A 22,166-nucleotide genomic window follows, 5' to 3' on the forward strand; every position below is an offset into this window, starting at 1 on the left:
GTGGAATTCTTCGGGTTGTTTTATTTGATGTTTTTTTAAAAATAAATTATCCTTATTTTAAGAAGCGGTAAGCGCTTTTAAAATAAGCTTAGGAGGCGATAGATATGACTGATTTAGATGGAGGAATCACTATTCCAGACGCACCAACGATTACTGATGAACACAAGAAGCTGGTAGAAGAAGCACGCAAAACGTTAGATGACAGTAGTGAAGCTATACCATTTGCGCTATTAGGAACACAAGTAGTTGCTGGGACAAACTATTGGATCTTGTGCAAAGTCAACATGTTTGGCCCCACACAGAGCAAAAAATTAGTGACTTACAAAATCAACAAAAATCCACAAGATGAAGTGACGCTTTTGGAAGCGAAAACATTCGAGTTTTGATTGACCCAACTTTTTAAAATACTTCCCCGCTTTCCCATACAGTCGATAAGAGAAGATGTTCATTCTACTATCCACTATATGGGATTTTTATTGTCTCAAGAACTGTCTTTACTGTGATAGAAAAACCATCTTTCCATCATTTACAGAATCAATCCGCTATATCCGTTGAAAGATCAGCAACGACTTCATAATAATGATCGCCCCAATCGCAGATATGTTGGACGATCGTTGAGAGTTCGCGCCCGATCTCGGTCAATTGATACTCTACTTTTGGCGGGACTACGGGATAGACTTTACGTGTGAGTAAATGATTGCTTTCTAATTCTCTTAATTGGCGAATCAACATGCGTTGGTTGATGTCTGGTAACATTTTTTCAATCTCACTTAATCGTAAAATCGGTTGTTGTAAAAAACACCAAATCAAGACGATCTTGTATTTTCCACTCAGGACATGCATGGCTAAGTCTTTCGTATTGGTAAACTCTTTTTCATGGTATTGATACATAAAGGACCTCACTTTGATTTATTTATTCGACAGCAATAGTTGCTATTATACAAATCTCACCAATGGAAGTAAAGAAATTGAGGATACTGACAAGTTTGTCAGTTTTGTTTCTCAACACAGCCTATGATACGATGAAGTGGAAAGATTACGGATTCGCTCGCTAACTAAGAACCAGACGAGCGGAATAAGAAAGAAGGACGAAAAATGAAAAGTAGAGCAGCCGTAGCATTTGAACCAGGAAAACCGTTAGAAATCGTTGAAATCGATGTTGCTGATCCAAAACCGACGGAAGTCATGGTGAAAATTTTGTACACTTCTGTCTGTCATACAGATGCGTTTACCTTATCAGGGGAAGATCCAGAAGGAGTTTTTCCTGCGGTCTTAGGTCATGAAGGCGCCGGTATCGTTGTCAAAGTGGGTGATGATGTGTCGTCTGTTGAAGTAGGAGACCATGTGATTCCGTTGTATACCCCAGAATGTGGGAAGTGTGAGTTTTGCTTGTCAGGAAAAACCAATCTATGTTCTGCTGTCCGTGAAACGCAGGGAAAAGGTCTAATGCCAGATGGTACGACACGTTTTTCTTACAAAGGCGAGCCGATTTATCACTATATGGGTACGAGTACGTTTAGTGAGTATACCGTCGTCAATGAAATCAATTTGGTGAAAATCACAGAGGATGCTCCGTTAGATACCGTTCCACTATTAGGGTGTGGTGTAACAACAGGATTAGGCGCTGTGGAAAACACGGCAAAAGTTGAAGAAGGAGCGGTCACAGCTGTCTTTGGACTAGGAGCGATTGGTTTAGCAGTAATCCAAGGATTGAAAAAAGCCAACGCCAAACGAATCATTGCAATCGATATGAACCCTGAAAAATGGCCGTTAGCTAAAAAAATGGGCGCAACGGACTTTGTTGATCCTAAAACACACGATCGTCCAATCCAAGAAGTCATCGTAGAAATGACCCAAGGTGGCGTGGATTATAGTTTTGAGTGTATTGGCAATGTAGAAGTGATGCGTTCCGCGCTTGAAGCATGTCATAAAGGCTGGGGCGAAAGCATCATTATCGGTGTAGCCGGAGCTGGAAAAGAAATCCACACGCGTCCGTTCCAACTAGTGACTGGTCGTGTCTGGCGCGGTTCGGCTTTTGGCGGTGTCAAAGGGAGAAGCCAATTGCCAGGTATGGTGGAAGATTACTTGAACGGTGGAATTGATTTAGATTCATTCATCACCCATCGTTTAGATTTTACACAAATCAATGAATCCTTTGAGCTGTTGCATCGTGGAGAATCCATTCGTACCATGCTCACTTATGGAGGTGATACTGATGGAACTACAGAAAATTGAAACACATCGGTCGTTTGGCGGGCAACAAATCAAATACCGTCACCTGTCAGAAACGCTACATTGTGAGATGACATTCAGCGTGTATCTACCAGAAACCACTGTTGAAAGTCAAGAAATCCCACTCATTTGGTGGTTAGCTGGTTTAACAAGTACAGATGATAATTTTAGTATCAAAGGTGGATTCCAACGCTATGCAGCAGAACAGCAAATCGCCTTCGTCATGCCGGACACATCGCCTCGGGGGGATGTTGCTGACAGTGAAGATTGGGATCTCGGTCAAGGGGCTGGCTTTTACTTGAATGCAACACAAGAACCTTGGAAGAAAGACTTCCAAATGTACGACTACCTTACGAAAGAGCTGACTGAGATCATCTACTCCTTGATCCCAAATCTTTCTGGAAAAGAAAGTATCATGGGTCATTCCATGGGTGGGCATGGTTCGTTAGTGATCGGTCTGAAAAATCCAGCACGTTTTGCTTCAATCTCTGCTTTTGCACCAATTTCGAACCCCTCAAACGTACCATGGGGACAAAAAGCATTCACCGCTTATCTAGGTGCTGACCAAGCGACATGGAGTGAATGGGATGCCACTGAGCTGATCAAAAAAGAAACAACCAGTCAACCGCCTATCCTGATCACACAAGGAACGGCTGATCCATTCTACGAAGTCCAGCTCAATGAAGAAGCTTTTTTAACAGCAGCAGAATCAGCGAAACACGAAGTTTTCTACCAAAAAGAAGAAGGCTATGATCATAGCTACTTCACCATTGCTACATTTGTAGAACAACATATTGCTTTTCATGCGAGCTATTTGAAACAGTGAAAAGACCATTGTAAGAGATGGAATGTGAGTCAGACGAACGAGCAACTAACTGAAAAATCAGAAGAAGACAGAAAGATGCAACTATAAACAATAAGCAGTGAAACCTGAAATTTTTTTTGAGAGATACCTCTTTAGTTTGTCTAGATCATGCACAGAGCCACGAAAGCCAATTAGTGAAAGGAGTTCTGCCGGATACTAGTTTCAATTGTTTATAGCGGTGTAATTCTGTGAGTCAAAATTAAAAAATAAAATTAACAGGTTTACTTTTTAGAATAGATGTGTTAACTTAATTAAAGTTTCGGAGGATCCAAAGGGATTAGATAAGAATATTCTTATCTAATCCCTTTTTGTGTTCTTGCATTAAAAATATTAGGAGGCGCATATGAAAAATCTATTCAAATATTTAACGATTACTTTGGGGCTGTTGATACTATCAATTAGTATCAATATGTTTTTTGGTCCGCATTATATTGCTGCTGGAGGAACGAGTGGTCTAGGAATATTACTCGAATACCTTGTTCGAGTAGATCGTTCACTCGTCGTGCTAGCATTAAATTCAGTTATGTTGCTATTAGCAATCATTTATTTAGGTAAACAAGTATTTATGAAAGTTTTATATGGTAGCTTAGTTCTACCGTTATTGTTAACTTATGTACCTAAAATAATGTTTACTGAAAATAAAATTTTATCGATCGTTTTGGGGAGTCTAATTTTTTCTGTAGGTATGTCCATTGTTTATTCACAAAATTCTTCTAGTGGAGGAACGTCAATTCCACCGATAATTTTAAAAAAATATTTCAATATAAAACTCTCTACAGGCTTGTTTTTCATAGATGGTATAGTCATACTGCTAAATTGGAGTATTTTTGGTTTTGATCAATTTTTACTTGCCTTGACTTCAAATATTCTAGTTTTTCTAACGATGAACCTATTCTCGAAGCTATCCAACAAAACTGTGAAAAACTGTTGGTTTTCGAGTTGCTAACGGCACCCCTCATTCCGAACGGCAGTCATCATCCAGCTAGAGAGGATGGGCGACTTCTGCCTAATTACGTTAAATAAAAAATCAATCCTTTTACCCTAATAGCTAGATAACAATTATGATTGATTTTTTTCCCGTGAATAGTTGTGATGGCAAACATCAGTCGTTTCTAACTCTTAAATAGAGAATAATTCACCGGACTCATTTACAATGGATGCTTACAGTTGAAATTCTAACAAAAAATTTAAACTATCAGAATAATCGGATGATAAAAAAAATCATGTGCTATAAGAGTAAAAAGAGCAAATCTTGCTACTTTTTCATGTCTAGTTCCATTTAGTAACAAAACAATATAGTTTATCATTCCGCTTGCTTATGTTATTTATATTTAAGTATAAAGAAAAGCGTTCATTTAAAAATGAGGTGGAAAACTTGAAAGATCTACAATTGGCATTTATCAGTAATCGGACGACGAGCCGTTTGTTTCGAATATTGAGTATGATTGAACGAAGACGTTTGTTTACGATTGGAGAAGTGGCCGAAAAAATCCAAGTGACACAACGAACGATTGCCAATGATATCAAGTACATCAAAGACTATTTTGATGATTGTATCAGTTTAGAGTCAGGCAATAGTGGAATCCTTTTTGAAGAAAAAAAACCTTCGATATACCAAGAAAAAAAACAACAATTATTAGAAAATGAATGTTTATTTGAAATTATCGGCAATATTTTTTTAGGGGAATTGTCAAATATCGATGAACTTGCACATTTCTATCATTTTTCAGAGAGTACCTTTCGGCGATTATTGAATCGATCAACCACAGTTTTAGAGAGTTATGGACTAGAGTGGGTATCTAATCCTGTGTCGATTGAAGGAAGAGAAGCTAATTTGCGAAAATTCTTCAAAGATTTTTATTATGAAGGAGTAGAAACGCCCTATACGCTTGTTCCTGATATTGAATTACATGAATTGGTTTTAAAAAAATTAAGCAATAAATTGGGCCAAGATGAGGTTGGATCTGGAACTACGCCGGCAGCCTTTTATTATACTTTTTTTATCGCAATCAAACGTGCAGGACTGGGTTTTTCTATAGAGATTCCTAGAAAATTGGCGAAATTAGCATACAAAGCAAAGAATTTCTCTCTCCTTCATTCTTTGAAAGAGGACATCAAGAAACTTTATAAGGTCGAATTATCAAAAGAAGAATTCGCTTGGATTTATTTAGTCACTATCTGTAAACGTACCCTAGACCATGAAGAATCAGAGAAAAAGTTTTATCAAGATTTTCATGAAGGCACAGAAATTTCTCAACTCACGAATCGATATCTAAAGGAATTTGATTTCCCCCAAAATATTGATCAAAAAATCACAACATTCTTACGTTCGTTTTTTCTCTCTAGAAAAATAAATGATTTGTTATCACCTGTATTAAATAAAGAGGCGATAGAGATAAAAAAAGCAGTTATACGCTCAGATAATGAGAATTATCAGCGGAATTTAGGTTTTTTAAAAAAAGAAAGGAAAAACTACTCTATTTCTTCAAAATACATGGAAGATATAAGTGTGAGTTTAACGATTTATAGTAATTTAATTTTCGATTTTTATTTACCAAGTAAAACAATTTACTTTCTTCTGGAAGGGGATCATTTTGTTTGTCAACAAATTATAACTCGTGTACGTCAACAATTTGGGAGTAAACATACATTAGTTTTTTTACCGCTTTATTATCTAGCAGAAGAAGTATTGAACGCCGCACATATTGATTTGATCGTGACAAACTACAATCGCTATCTTTTAGATTACATCATTGAGAGCGATTTTCTCTTGTTGAAAGCTGTTCCAGATGATCATGATTGGCAACGACTAGAAAGAAAAATAAATCCTTATCGTAAAACCTATAATTAATGTTTTTCTTACAGTTGCTAATAAAAATAGCGACTGTTTTTTTTCATTTATTTCAGACGTTAATGAAATAGATGATTTTATTTCATTAAAAAATCAATGTAATCTTAGTGAAGTAATAAACATGCAAATTGACTTACAGAATTTTTGGGAAAAGAGTTATCTTCGAGCCCACAAGAAATGACAGTTGATAAAAAGAATGTCTAAACGTTGCTCGCTATAAGTTTCTAATAAGAATAATGCAGTAGGTCAAATACTAGGAGGAGTGGTATGAACATAAATACAATTAGCCGAATCGTTGGAAAGTTATTATTGATTATGGTTTTGCTTTTGCACCATCTCCCGTTTCAACTTACTTATGCGGATAATCAGTCAAGCTCTTCTGATAATCATGAAGTAACAGCGATTTCGGAATATCCAGAAAAGACAGAAGAATCAGAAGAATTAGAAAATAGTAAAGAGGGAAGTAATCGTACGACTGAGTATCGTTTAGAATTAGTTGCAAGTCCACCAGCTGGTGGTAATCCTAGACGAACTGATTCGTCAGGATCGAATGTGGTATGGCTCCGTGTCGGAGAGAGCCTGGGGAATATGAATGCATTTCCCAATCCCGGTTACCGATTTTTACGCTGGGAAGTCGCTTCAGGTCCAATAGTTATATTTCATCCAACTAGCCAGGAACTTGCTGTAAGCCAAAATGGAGCTGGAAACTCTGTGATTCGTGCAGTCTTTGAACCAGTTCAAGGTGGAAATGTTACTGTAAAGCATGAAGATGAGGAAGGGAATCAATTAGCTGATTCTAGCGTGCTGACTGGATTAGTTGATCAAACCTACACAACCGAAGCGTTAAGCATTAGTGGTTGGCAATTGAGTAAGACTCCCGAAAATGCCTCTGGAACTTTTAGAGTAGAAGAACAAACGGTTGTCTATACCTACGAGCCTGAACAGAATCTATGGGGAACGGTTCCTTGGTCGTATGAGGAAGGAACTGAAACAATCAGATTATATAGTGGAGAAGCTGGCGCAGTAGCAGATGCACCTTGGAAAACCCATTCTTCAGTTAAGCAAATCATCGTGGAAGATCAAGTGATATTACCGAAAAATTCACGGGCTCTGTTTATAGACTTGCGAAATCTGGAAATAATCGAGAATATTGATAGAATGGATGTTTCAAATGTCGAAAACATGCAGATGATGTTTTCCGGTACATCAAATCTAAGAGAATTAGATTTACGTAATTGGGATACGTCAAATGTCACAGATATGGGTGGCATGTTCCAATTGGCAAGCTCAATCACAGAACTAGATTTAGGTAATTGGAATACCTCCGCTTTAGTTTCTACTGTGTATATGTTCAGTGGTGCAACGTCTTTAACAAAATTAGATATCAGTAATTGGGATATAGCAAGAAGCATTTTTGTTGTAGCTATGTTTAATAATACACCTTTAAAGACAATCGTTCTGGGAGAAAAAACGGTTTTCCTAACCGCGTCATCAGTTGGTTCGACAAATTTGCCACAGATTGAAATAACTGATCAATATACAGGACGGTGGGTTTTAGAAGAAAGTTTAACGAGCGAAACGGGGGTTATCGCGTTTGAAAACTCAACCGAGTTTATGAATAACTATGATGGCACTTATCCAGGTACTTACATCTGGGAGCCAGTTCCGCCTGAACAACTCATTGCCAAACTGGACCCTGTGAGTGACCAATCTGTAGCGATTCACGGTCATGCCACAGAATTGGTGGATCATTTGACGATTACCTATAAAAACACAGAAGGAAATACGATTGTTCTTGAAAAAGATTCTCCTCGTATTGTCTGGGGAGACTATCAAGATAACCAACAGAAAGTTCGTTCCTTCCAAATCAACTTAGCAGAAAATGAACGGCTCGAAACGGGGTCAAAGGTCGAAATCAAACTGTCAAAGCCTTCTGGGGATACAACTGGGGATGTGACAGAAGAGCAAATAGTCATCAAAGGGATTGATTATCGGAGCAATAACTTTACGTTAGATCGTTCAAAGATCAATGAGTTAGAGACAGTCGAAGGATTACATGCGCTCATTCTCCAAGAAAGTCGTGCGCAAGCAAGAAACATCTTATCTGAAGAAGACATGACCAATGATTTTCGCATCATTGAGACCGATCTTTCGTTAGATAGTGAAGAAGACGGAAGTTATTACGCTATTCTTGAAGTTGGAAATAAAGCGTATCAGATGACGATCGGTATCGATCTGACCACAAAAGTTGAACATTTGCGGGTAACGATCCCTGTCAAAATGATCTTTGAATCATTGTATGACGAAGAAGAATCGAACCGCCAGTTTGAAAGCCAAACCTATGAGATCCACAACCAATCTTCGGTAGCTGTCGATACGTATATCAACCAAGTTGCTATTGATGATTCTGCTGGAATCGTTCTTTTGAAAGAAGGGGAAGATCCACTTGATTATGTAGAAAGTAATGTGGAGGATCCTAGTTACGAGGATATTACGAAGCCATTGTTGCGCTTGAATATTCAAACTCCAGAGGTCAAAAAACAGTTATACGCAACGATGCCAGAGCAACATCTGATTCGTTTATCAGAAGGAGATCGTACACCCCTTTCCTTATCGGGAGAATTTTATGGGGATTATCCACGGTGGGTTGATCATCATGAACTTGAGCAAGGGGGCTATTACGAGAACACACTTGTACCTAGTTACCGAATCGTGTTACGATTCGTCCCACGAATTTAAAGAAAAAAATAGTTAACAAGGAGGGGAATCCATTGGAGGAAACGAACCAAGCACAAAATAAAAATAAGCGTAAATGGCTCATGTGGTTTTTGCTATTTTCGTTGATTACCGGTGGTCTCGTCTATTATTTCAATCAACCAAAAGATCACGTTCCATTGGTCAGTGCAGATCTTTTACCAGCAGTCGGCGATGCCTCTGATCAACAATTGGCGGAACGAGCGCAAGAAGTAGCTGATGCCAATTATTTTACATTACAAATCAATCCAGAAGCCGTCTTTGAAAACGGACAGAGTGAAGGATCGATCGAGATCGTCAATCCTGGGACGAATGTTTATCCGATTGCAGTAGATATTTCTTTAATATCTAGTGACGAGCTGATTTATTCTTCTGGTGCCATCTATCCGAACCAATTCGTAGAAAATGTAAAATTGGAAAAACAACTAGCTAAAGGAGAGTATCCTGCTAGAGCCACCGTTAATATTTATGATCCTGAAACGAAAGAAAAACAAGGGGTCACTGAAGCGGAAGTAATGATTATTGTTAATAACTAAAATAAAAAGAAAATGAGGGAATTTAGATGAAAAAAATAGTAGCAGCACTTCTAAGTACAACAACAATCGCAGGGATCATGGCAACTGGGACAATCGCTAGAGCGGAGCAAGTGATTGACGGGCGTGAAGGAGAGACGTCAGGAGACGTTCTTGTACGGGGGATCATCGGTGAATTCGATAATACGACACCTGGACCAAATCCTGAGGATTTGGATCAATGGATCAATGTGACGATTCCAACAACCGCCTTATTTTACACAACAAAAGCCTCAAATCATACCACAATTACGTCACCTGAACACACGATTACGAATAATTCTGCTGTTGGCGTGATTGCTTCCGTTTCTGGCGTAGATACACCAACGAATATGGCTGAAGTAGACTCATTGAAAGTGAATACGATTGATTTGTTTGAAGATGGCAAGCCAACAGAAACGGTAGCTGAACTTTTCAGACTGCAAGGAAATCAAGGGACGAATGAAGGAAAATTTACTTTCACTGGTAAAGTCACGCCGGTCAATGCCTCAGCAGAGTTAAACCCAACATTTAAATTAGTTTTGAGTTTCTCTCCTAATGTAGCGTAAAAAAGAATCACTTAAATCCCAAAAAGAAGGGATCAATCGTATGCAAAGAAGAATGAAGTTGTTCTATATCACGGGACTATTCTTTATTATCGCTAATGGATTGCTTACTGAGGTAGTTGGTGCAGATACGACAACGGGACAAATCACTGTCACTGGACGAATTGGAGAAGACACTAGCACAGAAAAAAGTGTAACGATCAATGGATCACATGGAAACGAGGACAAGAAGCACACCCTTGTCGCTGATATTTCCGAACTAAAACAAGGGAAGCTACCAAAAACAAACGCTTTGAGCGGTCAGCGTTTCTTGTGGCTAGGCTATTTAATCGTTACCGCCTGGCTTGTTATTTCGACTAGAAAGAATCATTGCTCAGGTAACAAACGTCCGAAAAAGAATAGTTACTAAAAACAAAATAATAAAGAAGAAACAAACCAATAGGCCTCCGTCATTGAAAGGGGCTTGTTGGTTTGTTCGTTTCATGGTGGATGTATATGCCGAATGAGCACAACTTCTAGTTGTAAAAACAGAAAAATTCTTGCTTTGCAGAAAAAACATTTTTGATATTCCATTTTGCTTTCAGGTATGATCGCTTTATAAAAGGAAGGCGTGTTAGATATGAAAAAAATTATGCAGCTCAATTTGGTATTTTTTTTAGGAGGAATAATAGGCTTACTCTTTGTACGTTCAACAACAAGTGAAGCGACAATGCATGATTTCCAAACAAATCTTGGAATCGGAGTGAAAGAATCGGTCAATGGGATTTTGCTGGAAGATGGTGAATCATTAGCCGATAACGTCCATCATTTTATCAGTGAAGATGGGGCGTACTATGTCGTAAACAAGGAAAATCGTAAAACAGTGGAGGTAAGAACGTGGTACCAATTTCGAAATGCCATCAACGATCAAAATGTCAGCGCTATCAATGTGTCAGCTAGCTTCAATACGACCTTTCATTCGTTGGATACGATTGATCGCCCATTGACGATCAATTTTATCAATGCTGCTCGTATAGATTTGGAAAATAATCATGCACTCAAGCTGGCAAAGCATTCTACTTTAGAAATCAAAGCGAACGCCAAGTCGCCTATATTTGTTAGTCAAAATCAATTAAAGCAACCATTTATCCAAAGTTCTTATGGGAGTACGATTCGTCTAGAAGGTGAGGTGATCATCGGAGATGGTTCAACTGAACTGAGAGAGCAACCCTTTATTCGAACAGAAGGATTGATCGAGGTTCCGTCTGGCTCCAATGTAAGGATACATGAAGCAATCGAAGCGAATGATTTATTTGTGATCAACTATGGTCGTTTAGAATTACGCGCACATGAAATCACCCCCATAAAAATGGGGATCAATGGGACGATTAGAGTCGGTGAATTTTCTTCGTTAAAAGTGACGCATGGGGGGAGTCATTCAGTGATCAAAATGACTGGCGGGGAGATTTTTTTTGATAATCCGTACAGTATACATTTAAAACAGACTGGCTTCGGCGGGCTTGTCGCTCCATTGATCGATTCTTCTGCCGTACTTATGCAAATCAATGCCGTAAGAAATGCCTTTTGGGAAAATTATAATATGAGTTTTTGTCCCACTCATGTTTGGAATAGTCAATTACAGACACGACTTGGTGGCTCCCATGGTTCACAAGTTCTTCGTTCTAATTCAGTTAGTTTTGAAAAACATTTTTTAGGATTTGGTTCTTATCGAGAATACACTGCTGGAATGGAGATGCCATTATTTCCTGATACATTCCCGGAGTAACATGATTGAAATAGAAATCACAACAGCTTTTGAAGAACCTGGAAAGAATCAATTAAAAAATTTCGTATAGTCACGAAAAAACACTTTTGATTCAATATGAGTTCTTCGTTAATCTTAAATTATCAAATGAATGGAGGAAAGAAAATGAAACGAATGACTCTGATGAGTACCTTATTATTAAGTGGTATGCTCCTTGCTGGCCCAATTTCAGTAACGAATGTCGCTGCAAGTGAAATCGTACCAGAAGCACAATCATCGACAGAAGGCGAAATTGCTGGTGGTGTTCTTCTGAAAGATGGAGAAACGTTATCAATGTATGGGGAAACATTTACAAATGATGAGGATGTGGAATTTTTTGTAGATAGTCAAAATCGCAAATCTGCATCCGTAAGAACATGGTCTGGATTTAGAAGTGCTATCAATGATTCAAATGTATCAGTGATCAATGTCACCTCAAGTTTCAATAGCGCTTTAACTAGTCTAAACACAGTGAATCGAGCGGTGACGATCAATTTCCTCAATAATTCGACTATCAATATGAATAATAATCATTCTCTACATGTAGGGTTTGGTGGACATGTTCATTTTCACTCTAACTCGAATCGACCAATTGTTACAAACGGAAACCAAGTCAGACAACCATTTGTACAAGGTGTTTCTGGTTCAACAGTAAGTTTTTCTGGGAATACGTTGGTTGTTGGGAATGAACAAACAAGACAGAGACAACAACCATTTATCCGAACAGATGGTCTAGTGCAAATCGACTCTGGCTCCCAAGTGATCATGAATGAAGCCATCGTGGCGAATCAATTGAATGTGATCAACAACGGTAGTTTGACTGTCAATTCGAATATTTTATCACCTGTACAAATTTCAACAAATGGTCGGATGTATGTGGGGGAATTCTCAACATTTAAAGCAGATCATACTGGTGGCGAGCCGGTAGTAAAAGTCCTTGGATCTGGACATTTAACAATTGATAATCCTTACCAAATCCATTTAAGACAAACGGGTTCTGCCGCTTATTCTAGTCCATTGATCCATACGTTAGGAACAAATATCCAGATCAATGCCGTTCGAAATGCTTTCTGGGCGAATAATAATTTTGGACCAACACCGACTCATGCTTGGACAGCTCATCTACAAACACAGTTAAGTGGTGCAAATGGGAGTCAAGTGGTTTCTTCGAACATCAATAGCTTTACACAGAATTTCTTAGGGTTCAATGGTTATCGAGAGTATACTGCTGGAAGTGCTAGTCAGCTGTACCCAGATACATTTCCCTCAACTGAATCAATGAACGACTAACGTTATCACGTTTTTACTCCCTCAAAGATTATTTCAATTTGAGGGAGTTTTTTTGTCTTAAAAATCGATACATATTTGCAAATCTAAACAACAAGCATTTCATGATACAGGTGCTGATAAAATAATCGTAAGCCAGGGTTAGGAGTAATCGTAGACATAGTTAAAATCTGCTTAGCAAAGACCCATTCGAAAGGCCATTGGAGTATGGTGGATTTATCATTCGTATATGGATGAGGGAAAGCTCGTTTTATCAGCTAAAAAATATTGATTGATGATTTTCGGATTGATTTTTTCGAGTAAGCGATTCCAATCAGAAGCAGAAGGAATAGACCGAAAAAGAATACATTCTGTTACTTCTTGGAATTCTTCTACATGTTCAGGATGATTAGTGATCAAAAAATCAATCTTGTTTTTAAGAAGATAGTTCTTGTTTACTTCACTAGCGTTTGGATAGAACACATATTGATATTCCATAAAATATTTATTCGATATGGCTTCAATGAACTGTATGACATGATTATTGCCTTCAAAAAGAAAGGCAATATTTTTTTTGTTTTTCCAGTAGCGTTCTCGAATGGTTTCAACGTAGATCACTAGGCTAGAAGCGAAATCTACTAAAAAGTCATGAGAGTATAGCGAATGATAAGCCGAGCTGTTTTCTAGAAAATATTGGTACTTACGACACTCATTCGGGAAGATTTTTTGAATAAATCGATTGATATCTTGCGTATTTCGATTAGCAGAAATGCACAAATATTCTTTCAGTTTCGCGGTTGTAAAAAAAGATTCTAAAAAGATCAGATTGACGAGCTTATTTTCATCGCTACAGTCTAATATCTCTAGAAACTCTTTTGCAAGTCGTTTGCTTTCTGGCCACTGATTGTATGTTGAACAAAATTGTTTTTCAACAATGATATCACTCATTTTTCTCTGTGTAATAATGCTACAGAATAAGAAAATCAGTTCATCTTCAGGCAAACGGATGCCGTAATATTTTTCAATTACGTCATTTATTTTTTCGGCATGTACTTGTTGCAGCCGATCAGTCAGGACACAGCGTAAGTGGTTATTTACGTTCACAGTATTTCCCTGCATGAATCGCTCAACCGAGATATAAAGTAAGTAAGTGTATAAGAAAAATGAGGTGTTTCGATAGAAGTCATTCTTATACAGACAACTGATTTCATTCACCGCTTGCTGAGCGGAAACAGAAGGGAAGATGGTGTGCGGAGTGATTTCAGATTCATAAAAGAACGTGCAAAAAAAATGTCGTATATCTGCTTCTTGACCAATGATATTTACGGGATCATGCGTGATATCCAAATCAAAATGAACTAACTGTGCTTGGATTTTTTTGAGGTATTTCAAGAGGGTCGTTTTAGAGAGATGTAACTGATCGGACCAATCGTCAAGGGTATATAATTCAGCAAAAAAAATTTTCTCAAGAATTAAAAAAAGTGGCTCGTTCTCAAGTAAAGCAGTTTTTTTCTCTTCGTAAGTAACTAATTTTAGTTGTTTGAATACATACCCCTGATGGGTAGATTCAATTGTGATCGAATCTTCAAAATAATCTCGGATCTGACAGATATCTTTACCAATTGTTCTAGAAGTGCTCTCAGTAAGTATTGCTAAGTCATTCGCGTTGCAACAAGCATTCTTTTCAAATTCATTGAGGATTTGAAGCCATCGTATCAGGGGTTTATTGGTAATGAAATTCAGTTGGAATGTTTTCAATGTACCCACCTCTCGTAGATCAGTTTAGTTTAGGGTAGTTGATTCTTTGTTTTAGGTGTAGCTAATTTTAAGTAAATTATATCTATTAAGTATAATTAGTAAATAGTAATAATTTCAGAGTATGGTGAAAAACGCTAATTGCGAAAGAATACGTGTGTTGTTTAAAGTATATAATGTACTCTTCTAAAAAACAAACTTGAGTCATAAAAATGTTATTTAGAAGAAAATAAATGTAGTTACATAGAATAGGAGGAATGAAATAAATGTGAAAAAGAAGCCTTGGTATTTGTTATGGACCATTTTATTGTTTCTTGGGATGCTTCATCAACCAGTTCAATTCTTTGCGGCAGAAGGCTCCTCTGTAGAAACGAATAAGAATGTAGGGTTTTACGGAGAAATCGATTATGAAGGGGACCCTAAACCACAACCACCTTCTGAAGAGCAGACGCAACCTTCTGATAAAGATGAGCAGTTAAAGGTAAAAGGACAATTACCAAAATTAAATCAAATGTTACAACAATTTGGATTATTGGGTTTATTGATCCTATTATTGGTCATTCGAACCTGGCTAAAACGAAGAGATAAGAAAATAAACAGGCAAGTTGCACTATAAAGTAGATGTAAAAAAAATAAAACAAATAGGGAGAACGAATAAATGAAAGCATTAAAACTAGTATCAATGTCAGTGTTATTAGCAAGTCTAGCAACAGGAAGTATGGTTGTTCATGCAGACGATACAGCTCAGGATGGAACACTAAAAACGAATGGACAGATTCAATATCGTGAAGCGGATGAGGACAACGGTGAAACAATTGATCCAAACCCAGGACCAGAAGAAGTCATCGTACCTCCTACTCAAGATGGTGCTTTCGCAATTGCATACGTTGGCGATTATGATTTTGGTTCACGTCAAAATTCAGCATTAGATCAATCTTATCCAGCTGCCGCTTGGTGGTTTGACATCGATGAAGAATCAACTGATTTTCCTAATCCTGATATGAATAGCCCATGGGTCAATGAAGCGACAAAACAAGCTGCACGTGCACAATTTGCTCAAGTACGTGACTTACGTGAAGACCTAACAGGTTGGAACCTGGCATTGAAACAAGAAGCACAATTTACGAATGGGGAAAGAAGCTTAAATGGTGCTCAAGTCAAGTTTGCGAATGGGACAGCTCAAAATACAAGTGACGAATTACCAACGATAAATTCAGGTTTCACGTTGATTCCGGAAAATAGCCGCGTGATCATGACTGCCGGAAGCAACATAGGCTATGGACTAAGTACTGCCATGTGGGGAGATAAAGCCAACTTAGTGCAAGACAGTGAAGTAGATGGAGGATTGGCTAATCCTTCTGTACAATTAAGTGTACCTGGCACAACACGTACAGATGCTAATTCCAAATATACGACTAATTTATTATGGACATTGTCTGCAACACCGGCAAATATCAATTAACTAGCTAGAGATTTGAAAGGTTGATAAAAAACAACGATGCAGTCAGCATCGTTGTTTTTTAGAAAGGAGATAACTATGCCTTTATTGAACAAGTTTACTGCATCTTTTCTGGTTATGCTTTATGTAATGATCGGGTTTGTTGGTTTTTCTCAAGAGGTATTTGCCAATGGTGAACTAAATTTTAGTGTTCGCACAATGACGCCTGAAAGTCAATTTGGGGATGATAAAGGCTACTTTGATGTGGAATTGCAACCAGGAGAAACAGAAGAACTCACGTTAGTGGTGAAAAATGTTAGAAATATCCCGATCGATCTCTCGATCACAGCTCATACTGCCTACACAAATATCAATGGTGTGGTTGAATATGGCGGAGAAACTGACCAACCCGATCCTACATTAAAAGTGGAAATGAAGGACTTACTGGATGTCGAAGATGAACCCATTCGTTTAGAAGCAGGAGAGGAAAAACGGATCGTTACAACCCTCACTATGCCTCAGGATGAGGTAGAAGGATTATTAGCCGGTGGCTTACAACTAAGCGAAGTGGCACAAGAAGAAGAGGAAGAGGATTCTGAGGATAAAGGAATGCAGATCATCAATTCTTTTTCTTATGTAATTGGTGTCGTAGCGAGTAATGATCGTACACAAACGATTGTTCCAGAATTGGCGCTTTTAGATGTATTTGCGGATCAAATAAATTATAGAAACGCCTTTAGTGCGACGATTCAGAATTTCTTACCTACTTTTGTGAATGAACTAAGTGTGGAAGCCGCGATACGTAGAGAAGGATCTGATACGATTTTATATCGAGCATCAGAGGAGATGATGCAAATGGCACCTAACTCCAATTTTAATTTTCCAATCTCACTCAATGGCGAACGTTTTAGAAGCGGGACATATGTGCTGAATATGACGGCTCGCTCTGGCGAACATGAATGGACTTGGGAAGAAACTTTTGATGTGACAGCAGACGAAGCAAGACGCTTGAACCAATCAGATGTTTCCGTTAAAGATACCAACTGGTGGTTGATTTCAGCAATCGTTCTAATCGTGATCATTATTAGTGTACTCGCCTATACGACATACAAAAATAAGAAAAAAGCAAAACTAATGCAAGAAAAATACATGGATACACTTTCAGAAAATAAAACAGATGACTAGAGGAGGAGGACCAATGCGTCAAAAAGTATGTAAAATGATGACTAAAATAAGTATTTCAATCTTTGCACTATATACTTTGGGTATACCTTTCCTCGCTGTTGCGGAGACAATCGATCAAGGGAGTCAACCTATAAACACGCCGAACAGTAATAGTCAATCAACAGAATTAGCTGAAGTGAAGGATACCCAGTCACTGGCACCCGCTTTTTCTTTTGAGCAAGCGGTAATAAAAGGAACTGAAAAAACAGTAACTAGCCTTTCTTTTATAAGTACAGAAGAAGTGGACAACGTAGCAATCAAACTTCCGTCAACTGCTGAGATCATTGAAGATGAATTGTCATCAGGGATGAGTAGCAGTTATGATGAAACGTTCGACCAGTGGCTCTTATCATCAGAAACTCCGAAAAAGGAATTTACCGTACCTGTGATGTTTGCAGAAGCAGGAACCTATTCAGTAACTGTAGGAGAAACGGCGACTGTTAAAGTAGAAATCACGAAGGCTGAGCCGAATCATTCTTCAGAAGAAGAAAAGTCAGAAAACAACGAACAAAAGGAAGAAAGAAATCGCTCGGAAGAGAAACAGGATGAAGAAAATATCTTTCAAGGAGAAACGGTACCAGTTTCGACTCGTGCAGAATTTTTAAGTGCACTCGCCAATCCAGAGGTTTCTACCATTAATTTAGAACGTTCGATCGATATAGGTTCAGTTATCAGTCCAGAAAACTTAGACATTGCTCGCTCGCTGAAAATCAATGGACAAATGAATACTTTGAATATTGGCACCGGACAAATGCGTTTATTGACGACTACTGAGAGCAAAACTTTAAGAATTGAAAATACTTTTCTTAATAAAACAGATACCAATCCCTTTGTTATCGGGCAATCGACTGGTGAAAATTGGACCCTTCAAATGGAAGATGTTTCAAGAGACCGCTCATCGATCAATTATTTTAGAGTAGCTGATATCTCAAGCGCAGTGGTACGAATAACTGGCGGTGAGTTAACCATAGATAATAGGATCAATCTACCAGGCGCGTTGTTTACGACAAAAGAATTTATCGTAGAAAATCAGGCAGTCGTGAAGCTAGGGAATACTCAAAATTCTGCGTTGGCATTTACGCGTGCGAATGCAAAACTGACCGTCGCAGACGGAGCAGAACTGTTTATTACGAATAGTGGAACAACGGCTTTGCAAAATTCCGTCTATTTTACGGAGAGCAATGCGACAGTTTCTGTGAAAAACAACGGTAACTTACAAATACAAGCGGATGGTGCAGCATCTACTTCGACAGACGCTACAAGTAGGAATGCGCTCTCGATGACAGGGAATCAATCGAGCATTGAGCTGGAAAATGGAAGGTTAAATGCGACAACTACAGGTGGACAGGCAATTATCATGACAGGGGAAAACCCAACAATCGATGTGGCATCAGGTAGTCAATGGCAAAGTCAATCGAATACAGCGCATTCCATCAACCTTACAGGTGCAAATGGCGCATTCAACATAGCTAAATCAACGGCAGTAATCCAATCGACTACAGGAAATAGTCTAGTCATGTCTGGAAACGATGCAACTTTTGAAGTAAGTGACGCAAGTAATGTAACGATCAACTCTAGTACAGGCAATCGGCTGACAATGACTGGTATAACGCCGACAATGACGATCAATGACAGTGATTTGAAGATGACTGCGACAACCGGGGCAGGTATTCGATTGTTGAATCAAGAAGCGACGTTAACTGTTGATAATAGTGCTGTTGCTATTACAAATACAGGGAACCGAACCGAGGATATCAATCAACTCGGCACCACCACATTAGGTAAAAATTCTACGTTACGTATGCAAAATGGTGCAACGCTAGACGTGCAAGGTGCGTTAGTATCTACCGCAGGTGCGAATAGTTTGATTGGACTTTACGGGGAAGAGTCAAAAGCGACTCTTTCAGAAAATGCTCAACTGAATCTGACAGTCAACAGTGGAACAGGCAATGGCATATATTTACAAGGAAAGAAAGCGGGTATTACATTTGCAGATTCTAAGGCTGACATACAGACCGTGACAGGAAGAGCAGTGGAACTATCTGGGGCTGAGCCATCTGTCCATTTAGATAGAAGTGACTTGACAACGAAATCAACAAGTACCGGTGGAGCTATTCTTCTGACGGGTGAAACTAGTTTATTTACCCTAGATAACCAAAGTAATATGAGTGTAGAAAATGAAGGCGGAGCAATTGCTAATGTCTCTCTTCAAGGAAATCAAGCAAAAATGGTTGTTGACAACCAATCACAACTATCTGTCGCAGTTCCAAGTACTAATTCTGCTGACACCGTCATAACGAATAATAGTATCTATTTAAAAGGAAATGCTCCTACTATGGAAATTACTCGAGGAGCTAGCGTGGATGTATTGGTCCGCTCGGGTACGAAGAGAGGGATTCGCTTAGACGGTGCGAATGCTGTTTTATCACTTAATCAAGGCGGAAAGTTAACTGCGGAAACGCAAGCAGCAACAGCGATACAATTGAATGGTGATTATGTCAAACTCCTCGCAGAGAATAAAGAGACAAGTATCAATGCGAAAAGTAACTATATCGCAACAACTGTAAATGGTGTATCCACTGTGAAGTTAGGCGAAGAAGAAACAGAAAAAATTGGACGTGAGCCAATTGTAGGAGCATCCGATTCAGCAAATATCACACTTTGGGCGAACTCATCCTCTGCATTAGTCTTGCAAGGCATCAATGGACAGTTCAATGTAAATAGCAAGGCGACATTAAAGTTAGATTCAGGTCCTTCTGGACAACTTGAAGCAAATAATGCGAATGCTACTTTAAGATTCTTACGTTCCGGTCCAAATAATACAGGAACGACGCACGGTGGCTATCAATTTAATATCAATGGTGGGGATATGACCGTGACTAAGAGAAAAGGTAACGCAGGGGGTGCGGCGCAAATGGCGCCAGCAATCCGGATGTGGGGCAGTAATAATCAAGTGACTGTTAGTAATGCGGGGCGATTGTTAGTAGTCAATGAGGGGACTGGTATTGCTCATAATGGGAATACAGGTGGTGGAAACCAAGGAATCCATTATACTGCTGGATCAAATAATGGGTTTTCTGTCAATGATCCGGGTTCAGAAGTAAGAATCTATGCGAATGATGGTCCCGCATTGGATATGAGTGATGCGACAGTAGCCGGTGGAAATACAGCCGGTGGAAATGGTGAGATCAGAGTGAGTAATTTAGGTTATTTTGAAGCTTCCGGTCGTACGGCAAGCGCAAATGCAGGTATTTTTCGTGGTCGTTCAACTACTGTGAATTTCGATAATCCGCTATTTATGGACTATCGGAATAATCGTGTAGGTGGCGGGAATATTTTTAGTAATATTGCGAGCTCCACTTTAACTGCTACTGCAAGTGATTTTGCTGTTTGGAAAGATGGTACAGACTTAGATGCCGATCCGTATCTTCACTCGAACAATATGGATTATACTTTCTCTGGCACTAACTTTTCTACGCTCACTTCAATGGAACCAGCAGAACGTTTCGATTTTGAAGCATTTGGCTCAGCGGGCTTGACTTCTTATTCTCGACTCAGCTCAAACAATGCACGTTGGGCAATCGTGAATGAATTGAGAGTACCGACAAATGCGGATAAAAAAATCCACGGGTTGATCCGTATGCCAGTTGGTCTCCATGACAGCCGCCCCGCGTGGCAAGATGAAGTGAAGGTAACTGTGGAAATCAAAAGAGATGGGGCAGTGATTCAGACATACGAAACCTTGACACATGGTCACACAGCGGAAAAACCAGGTATTAGTATCTATGATGAAGAGCCACAAGGCGGCGTTTTTGAAATCGAACTTGACGAATATTTACAAGCAGGCGATCTTGTACGTATAACAGATGTTGAGGTTTTAGCAGGTGAAATGGAAGGCGATTTTGAAAATGTGTATGAAGTGGAAGATGTCACCGTATTTCCTATCACACCACCTTCACCTGCGACTTTCTCCAATCATTTAGTTCCGGCAAATGCGCGGGTTATTTCAGGTCATTCCGACGATCCTGAGGTAGAGGTTACGGCGACTCATAATGGAGAAACAATCGATCCTACACTCATTACCATAGATGATAAAGGGGATATCAGGATTGCTGTTGAGAAGTTAAATTTAGCAGTAGATGATGTCATCCAAGTCTTCTTAAGAGATCACCAAGGTTCTGCTAGTGAAGCTGGTGTCATGAATCCACCAGAGACGAATAATCACGTAGGAAACATCAATCCGAAAACGCCATTAGCATTTCGGGATGCAACGTTTGTTCCTGCTACCACATTGATTGTCGGTGGTATGGTCGATGGAGAGCTAACGATCGATCAAGCAAGTAATTGGGACTTTGGGACCCAACCGCTTACGACTAAAACACAAACGTACCATGCATTACCGAGTCAGATAGGCGGTACGGAGCAGGAAACTTCAAGACCGAATTTTGTTCAGGTGACAGATGAGCGACCGGTATCAGAAATAAGTGGCTGGAGTTTGTTCATCAAACAAGAAGAACAATTTTCTAATCAAAAAACAGGTGAATTGAAAGGTGCCCAACTTAGTTGGAAAAATGGACAAGCCATTTCAAGCACTGGAGAAATCGGCAATGAAGATAATTTAGGTATCATCAGCACGAGTGGGATCTTGATTCCTAATAATAATAGTATTCAATTGATCGATGCCAATCTATTCATAGAGAAGCAGACATGGTTTTATAATTTTGGGGATGATTCGAATAAAGAGAGCAGTATCTTTCTAAATGTGCCGAATACAGCAAATGCAAAAGCAACAAACTATACGACGCACATCAATTACTCGTTTCAAGCCACTCCTAAAAATCGAAGAGAATGAACCAGTCAGTGGTGATTAAAATTGACTGG

The 22,166-nt window shown here is 38.9% G+C and carries 17 protein-coding genes; 15 read left to right on the plus strand and 2 right to left on the minus strand.

Translation table 11 applies throughout. The features are described 5' to 3' along the window. The first annotated feature begins 104 nt into the window (after positions 1 to 104). Entirely contained in the window at positions 105 to 386 is a 282-nt protein-coding gene (locus IGI79_RS02815) for a hypothetical protein (RefSeq protein WP_195273830.1), read from the plus strand. A 148-nt stretch (positions 387 to 534) separates the two neighbouring features. On the opposite strand, the gene IGI79_RS02820 is transcribed toward IGI79_RS02815, so the two are convergent. Continuing rightward, the gene (locus IGI79_RS02820; protein ID WP_104776565.1) at positions 535 to 891 is read right to left on the minus strand and encodes a winged helix-turn-helix transcriptional regulator; all 357 of its coding nucleotides are present in this window, start codon (positions 889 to 891) and stop codon (positions 535 to 537) included. A gap of 204 nt (positions 892 to 1,095) precedes the next feature. Between IGI79_RS02820 and IGI79_RS02825 the strand changes: the two genes are divergently transcribed. The 10 genes from IGI79_RS02825 (at position 1,096) to IGI79_RS02870 (ending at position 12,892) form a co-directional block, all read left to right on the plus strand. Next, positions 1,096 to 2,235 (plus strand): S-(hydroxymethyl)glutathione dehydrogenase/class III alcohol dehydrogenase, encoded by a 1,140-nt coding sequence (locus IGI79_RS02825; protein WP_065096224.1) that lies wholly within the window; start codon positions 1,096 to 1,098, stop codon positions 2,233 to 2,235. Beyond that, the gene (gene fghA, locus IGI79_RS02830; protein ID WP_065096223.1) at positions 2,216 to 3,058 is read left to right on the plus strand and encodes an S-formylglutathione hydrolase; all 843 of its coding nucleotides are present in this window, start codon (positions 2,216 to 2,218) and stop codon (positions 3,056 to 3,058) included. Before IGI79_RS02825 ends, fghA begins: the two co-directional genes overlap by 20 nt. A gap of 382 nt (positions 3,059 to 3,440) precedes the next feature. Then, positions 3,441 to 4,043 (plus strand): YitT family protein, encoded by a 603-nt coding sequence (locus tag IGI79_RS02835; protein WP_065096222.1) that lies wholly within the window; start codon positions 3,441 to 3,443, stop codon positions 4,041 to 4,043. A 429-nt stretch (positions 4,044 to 4,472) separates the two neighbouring features. Further along, positions 4,473 to 5,948 carry a helix-turn-helix domain-containing protein gene (locus IGI79_RS02840; RefSeq protein ID WP_065096221.1) on the plus strand — a complete coding sequence of 492 codons (1,476 nt, stop codon included), beginning with the start codon at positions 4,473 to 4,475 and terminating at the stop codon, positions 5,946 to 5,948. Between the two features lie 267 nt (positions 5,949 to 6,215). After that, positions 6,216 to 8,687, plus strand: coding sequence for a BspA family leucine-rich repeat surface protein (locus tag IGI79_RS02845; RefSeq protein ID WP_438845698.1), 2,472 nt, complete (start codon positions 6,216 to 6,218; stop codon positions 8,685 to 8,687). A 32-nt stretch (positions 8,688 to 8,719) separates the two neighbouring features. After that, complete coding sequence (locus IGI79_RS02850; RefSeq protein ID WP_438845699.1) at positions 8,720 to 9,238, plus strand: hypothetical protein; 519 nt, start codon at positions 8,720 to 8,722, stop codon at positions 9,236 to 9,238. A gap of 26 nt (positions 9,239 to 9,264) precedes the next feature. Further along, positions 9,265 to 9,822 (plus strand): hypothetical protein, encoded by a 558-nt coding sequence (locus IGI79_RS02855; protein WP_438845700.1) that lies wholly within the window; start codon positions 9,265 to 9,267, stop codon positions 9,820 to 9,822. A 40-nt stretch (positions 9,823 to 9,862) separates the two neighbouring features. Continuing rightward, entirely contained in the window at positions 9,863 to 10,228 is a 366-nt protein-coding gene (locus IGI79_RS02860) for a hypothetical protein (RefSeq protein ID WP_195273826.1), read from the plus strand. Positions 10,229 to 10,438: 210 nt separating this feature from the next. Further along, positions 10,439 to 11,584 carry a pectate lyase-like adhesive domain-containing protein gene (locus tag IGI79_RS02865; RefSeq protein ID WP_438845701.1) on the plus strand — a complete coding sequence of 382 codons (1,146 nt, stop codon included), beginning with the start codon at positions 10,439 to 10,441 and terminating at the stop codon, positions 11,582 to 11,584. Positions 11,585 to 11,728: 144 nt separating this feature from the next. After that, entirely contained in the window at positions 11,729 to 12,892 is a 1,164-nt protein-coding gene (locus IGI79_RS02870) for a hypothetical protein (RefSeq protein ID WP_438845702.1), read from the plus strand. A gap of 216 nt (positions 12,893 to 13,108) precedes the next feature. Here IGI79_RS02870 and IGI79_RS02875 read toward each other — a convergent pair whose 3' ends face one another. After that, complete coding sequence (locus IGI79_RS02875; RefSeq protein ID WP_065096217.1) at positions 13,109 to 14,626, minus strand: helix-turn-helix domain-containing protein; 1,518 nt, start codon at positions 14,624 to 14,626, stop codon at positions 13,109 to 13,111. A 265-nt stretch (positions 14,627 to 14,891) separates the two neighbouring features. On the opposite strand from IGI79_RS02875, the gene IGI79_RS02880 reads away from it, so the two are divergent. The 4 genes from IGI79_RS02880 to IGI79_RS02895 all read left to right on the plus strand — a co-directional run bounded on the left by IGI79_RS02880 (position 14,892) and on the right by IGI79_RS02895 (position 22,137). After that, complete coding sequence (locus IGI79_RS02880) at positions 14,892 to 15,239, plus strand: hypothetical protein (RefSeq protein ID WP_019722366.1); 348 nt, start codon at positions 14,892 to 14,894, stop codon at positions 15,237 to 15,239. A 42-nt stretch (positions 15,240 to 15,281) separates the two neighbouring features. Beyond that, the gene (locus IGI79_RS02885) at positions 15,282 to 16,085 is read left to right on the plus strand and encodes a WxL domain-containing protein (protein WP_019722365.1); all 804 of its coding nucleotides are present in this window, start codon (positions 15,282 to 15,284) and stop codon (positions 16,083 to 16,085) included. A 75-nt stretch (positions 16,086 to 16,160) separates the two neighbouring features. Further along, the gene (locus IGI79_RS02890; protein WP_019722364.1) at positions 16,161 to 17,246 is read left to right on the plus strand and encodes a DUF916 and DUF3324 domain-containing protein; all 1,086 of its coding nucleotides are present in this window, start codon (positions 16,161 to 16,163) and stop codon (positions 17,244 to 17,246) included. A gap of 13 nt (positions 17,247 to 17,259) precedes the next feature. Beyond that, positions 17,260 to 22,137 carry a WxL domain-containing protein gene (locus IGI79_RS02895; RefSeq protein WP_438845703.1) on the plus strand — a complete coding sequence of 1,626 codons (4,878 nt, stop codon included), beginning with the start codon at positions 17,260 to 17,262 and terminating at the stop codon, positions 22,135 to 22,137. Positions 22,138 to 22,166 lie beyond the last annotated feature (29 nt).

Source organism: Enterococcus sp. AZ084 (assembly GCF_051714905.1).
Classification (GTDB): Bacteria; Bacillota; Bacilli; order Lactobacillales; family Enterococcaceae; genus Enterococcus_B; species Enterococcus_B pernyi.

Coding starts and splice junctions, on each gene's coding strand:
- IGI79_RS02815 (WP_195273830.1), top strand. CDS start 105: ATGACTGATTTAGATGGAGGAATCACTATTCCAGACGCACCAACGATT.
- IGI79_RS02820 (WP_104776565.1), bottom strand. CDS start 891: ATGTATCAATACCATGAAAAAGAGTTTACCAATACGAAAGACTTAGCC.
- IGI79_RS02825 (WP_065096224.1), top strand. CDS start 1,096: ATGAAAAGTAGAGCAGCCGTAGCATTTGAACCAGGAAAACCGTTAGAA.
- fghA (WP_065096223.1), top strand. CDS start 2,216: ATGGAACTACAGAAAATTGAAACACATCGGTCGTTTGGCGGGCAACAA.
- IGI79_RS02835 (WP_065096222.1), top strand. CDS start 3,441: ATGAAAAATCTATTCAAATATTTAACGATTACTTTGGGGCTGTTGATA.
- IGI79_RS02845 (WP_438845698.1), top strand. CDS start 6,216: ATGAACATAAATACAATTAGCCGAATCGTTGGAAAGTTATTATTGATT.
- IGI79_RS02855 (WP_438845700.1), top strand. CDS start 9,265: ATGAAAAAAATAGTAGCAGCACTTCTAAGTACAACAACAATCGCAGGG.
- IGI79_RS02860 (WP_195273826.1), top strand. CDS start 9,863: ATGCAAAGAAGAATGAAGTTGTTCTATATCACGGGACTATTCTTTATT.
- IGI79_RS02865 (WP_438845701.1), top strand. CDS start 10,439: ATGAAAAAAATTATGCAGCTCAATTTGGTATTTTTTTTAGGAGGAATA.
- IGI79_RS02870 (WP_438845702.1), top strand. CDS start 11,729: ATGAAACGAATGACTCTGATGAGTACCTTATTATTAAGTGGTATGCTC.
- IGI79_RS02885 (WP_019722365.1), top strand. CDS start 15,282: ATGAAAGCATTAAAACTAGTATCAATGTCAGTGTTATTAGCAAGTCTA.
- IGI79_RS02890 (WP_019722364.1), top strand. CDS start 16,161: ATGCCTTTATTGAACAAGTTTACTGCATCTTTTCTGGTTATGCTTTAT.
- IGI79_RS02895 (WP_438845703.1), top strand. CDS start 17,260: ATGCGTCAAAAAGTATGTAAAATGATGACTAAAATAAGTATTTCAATC.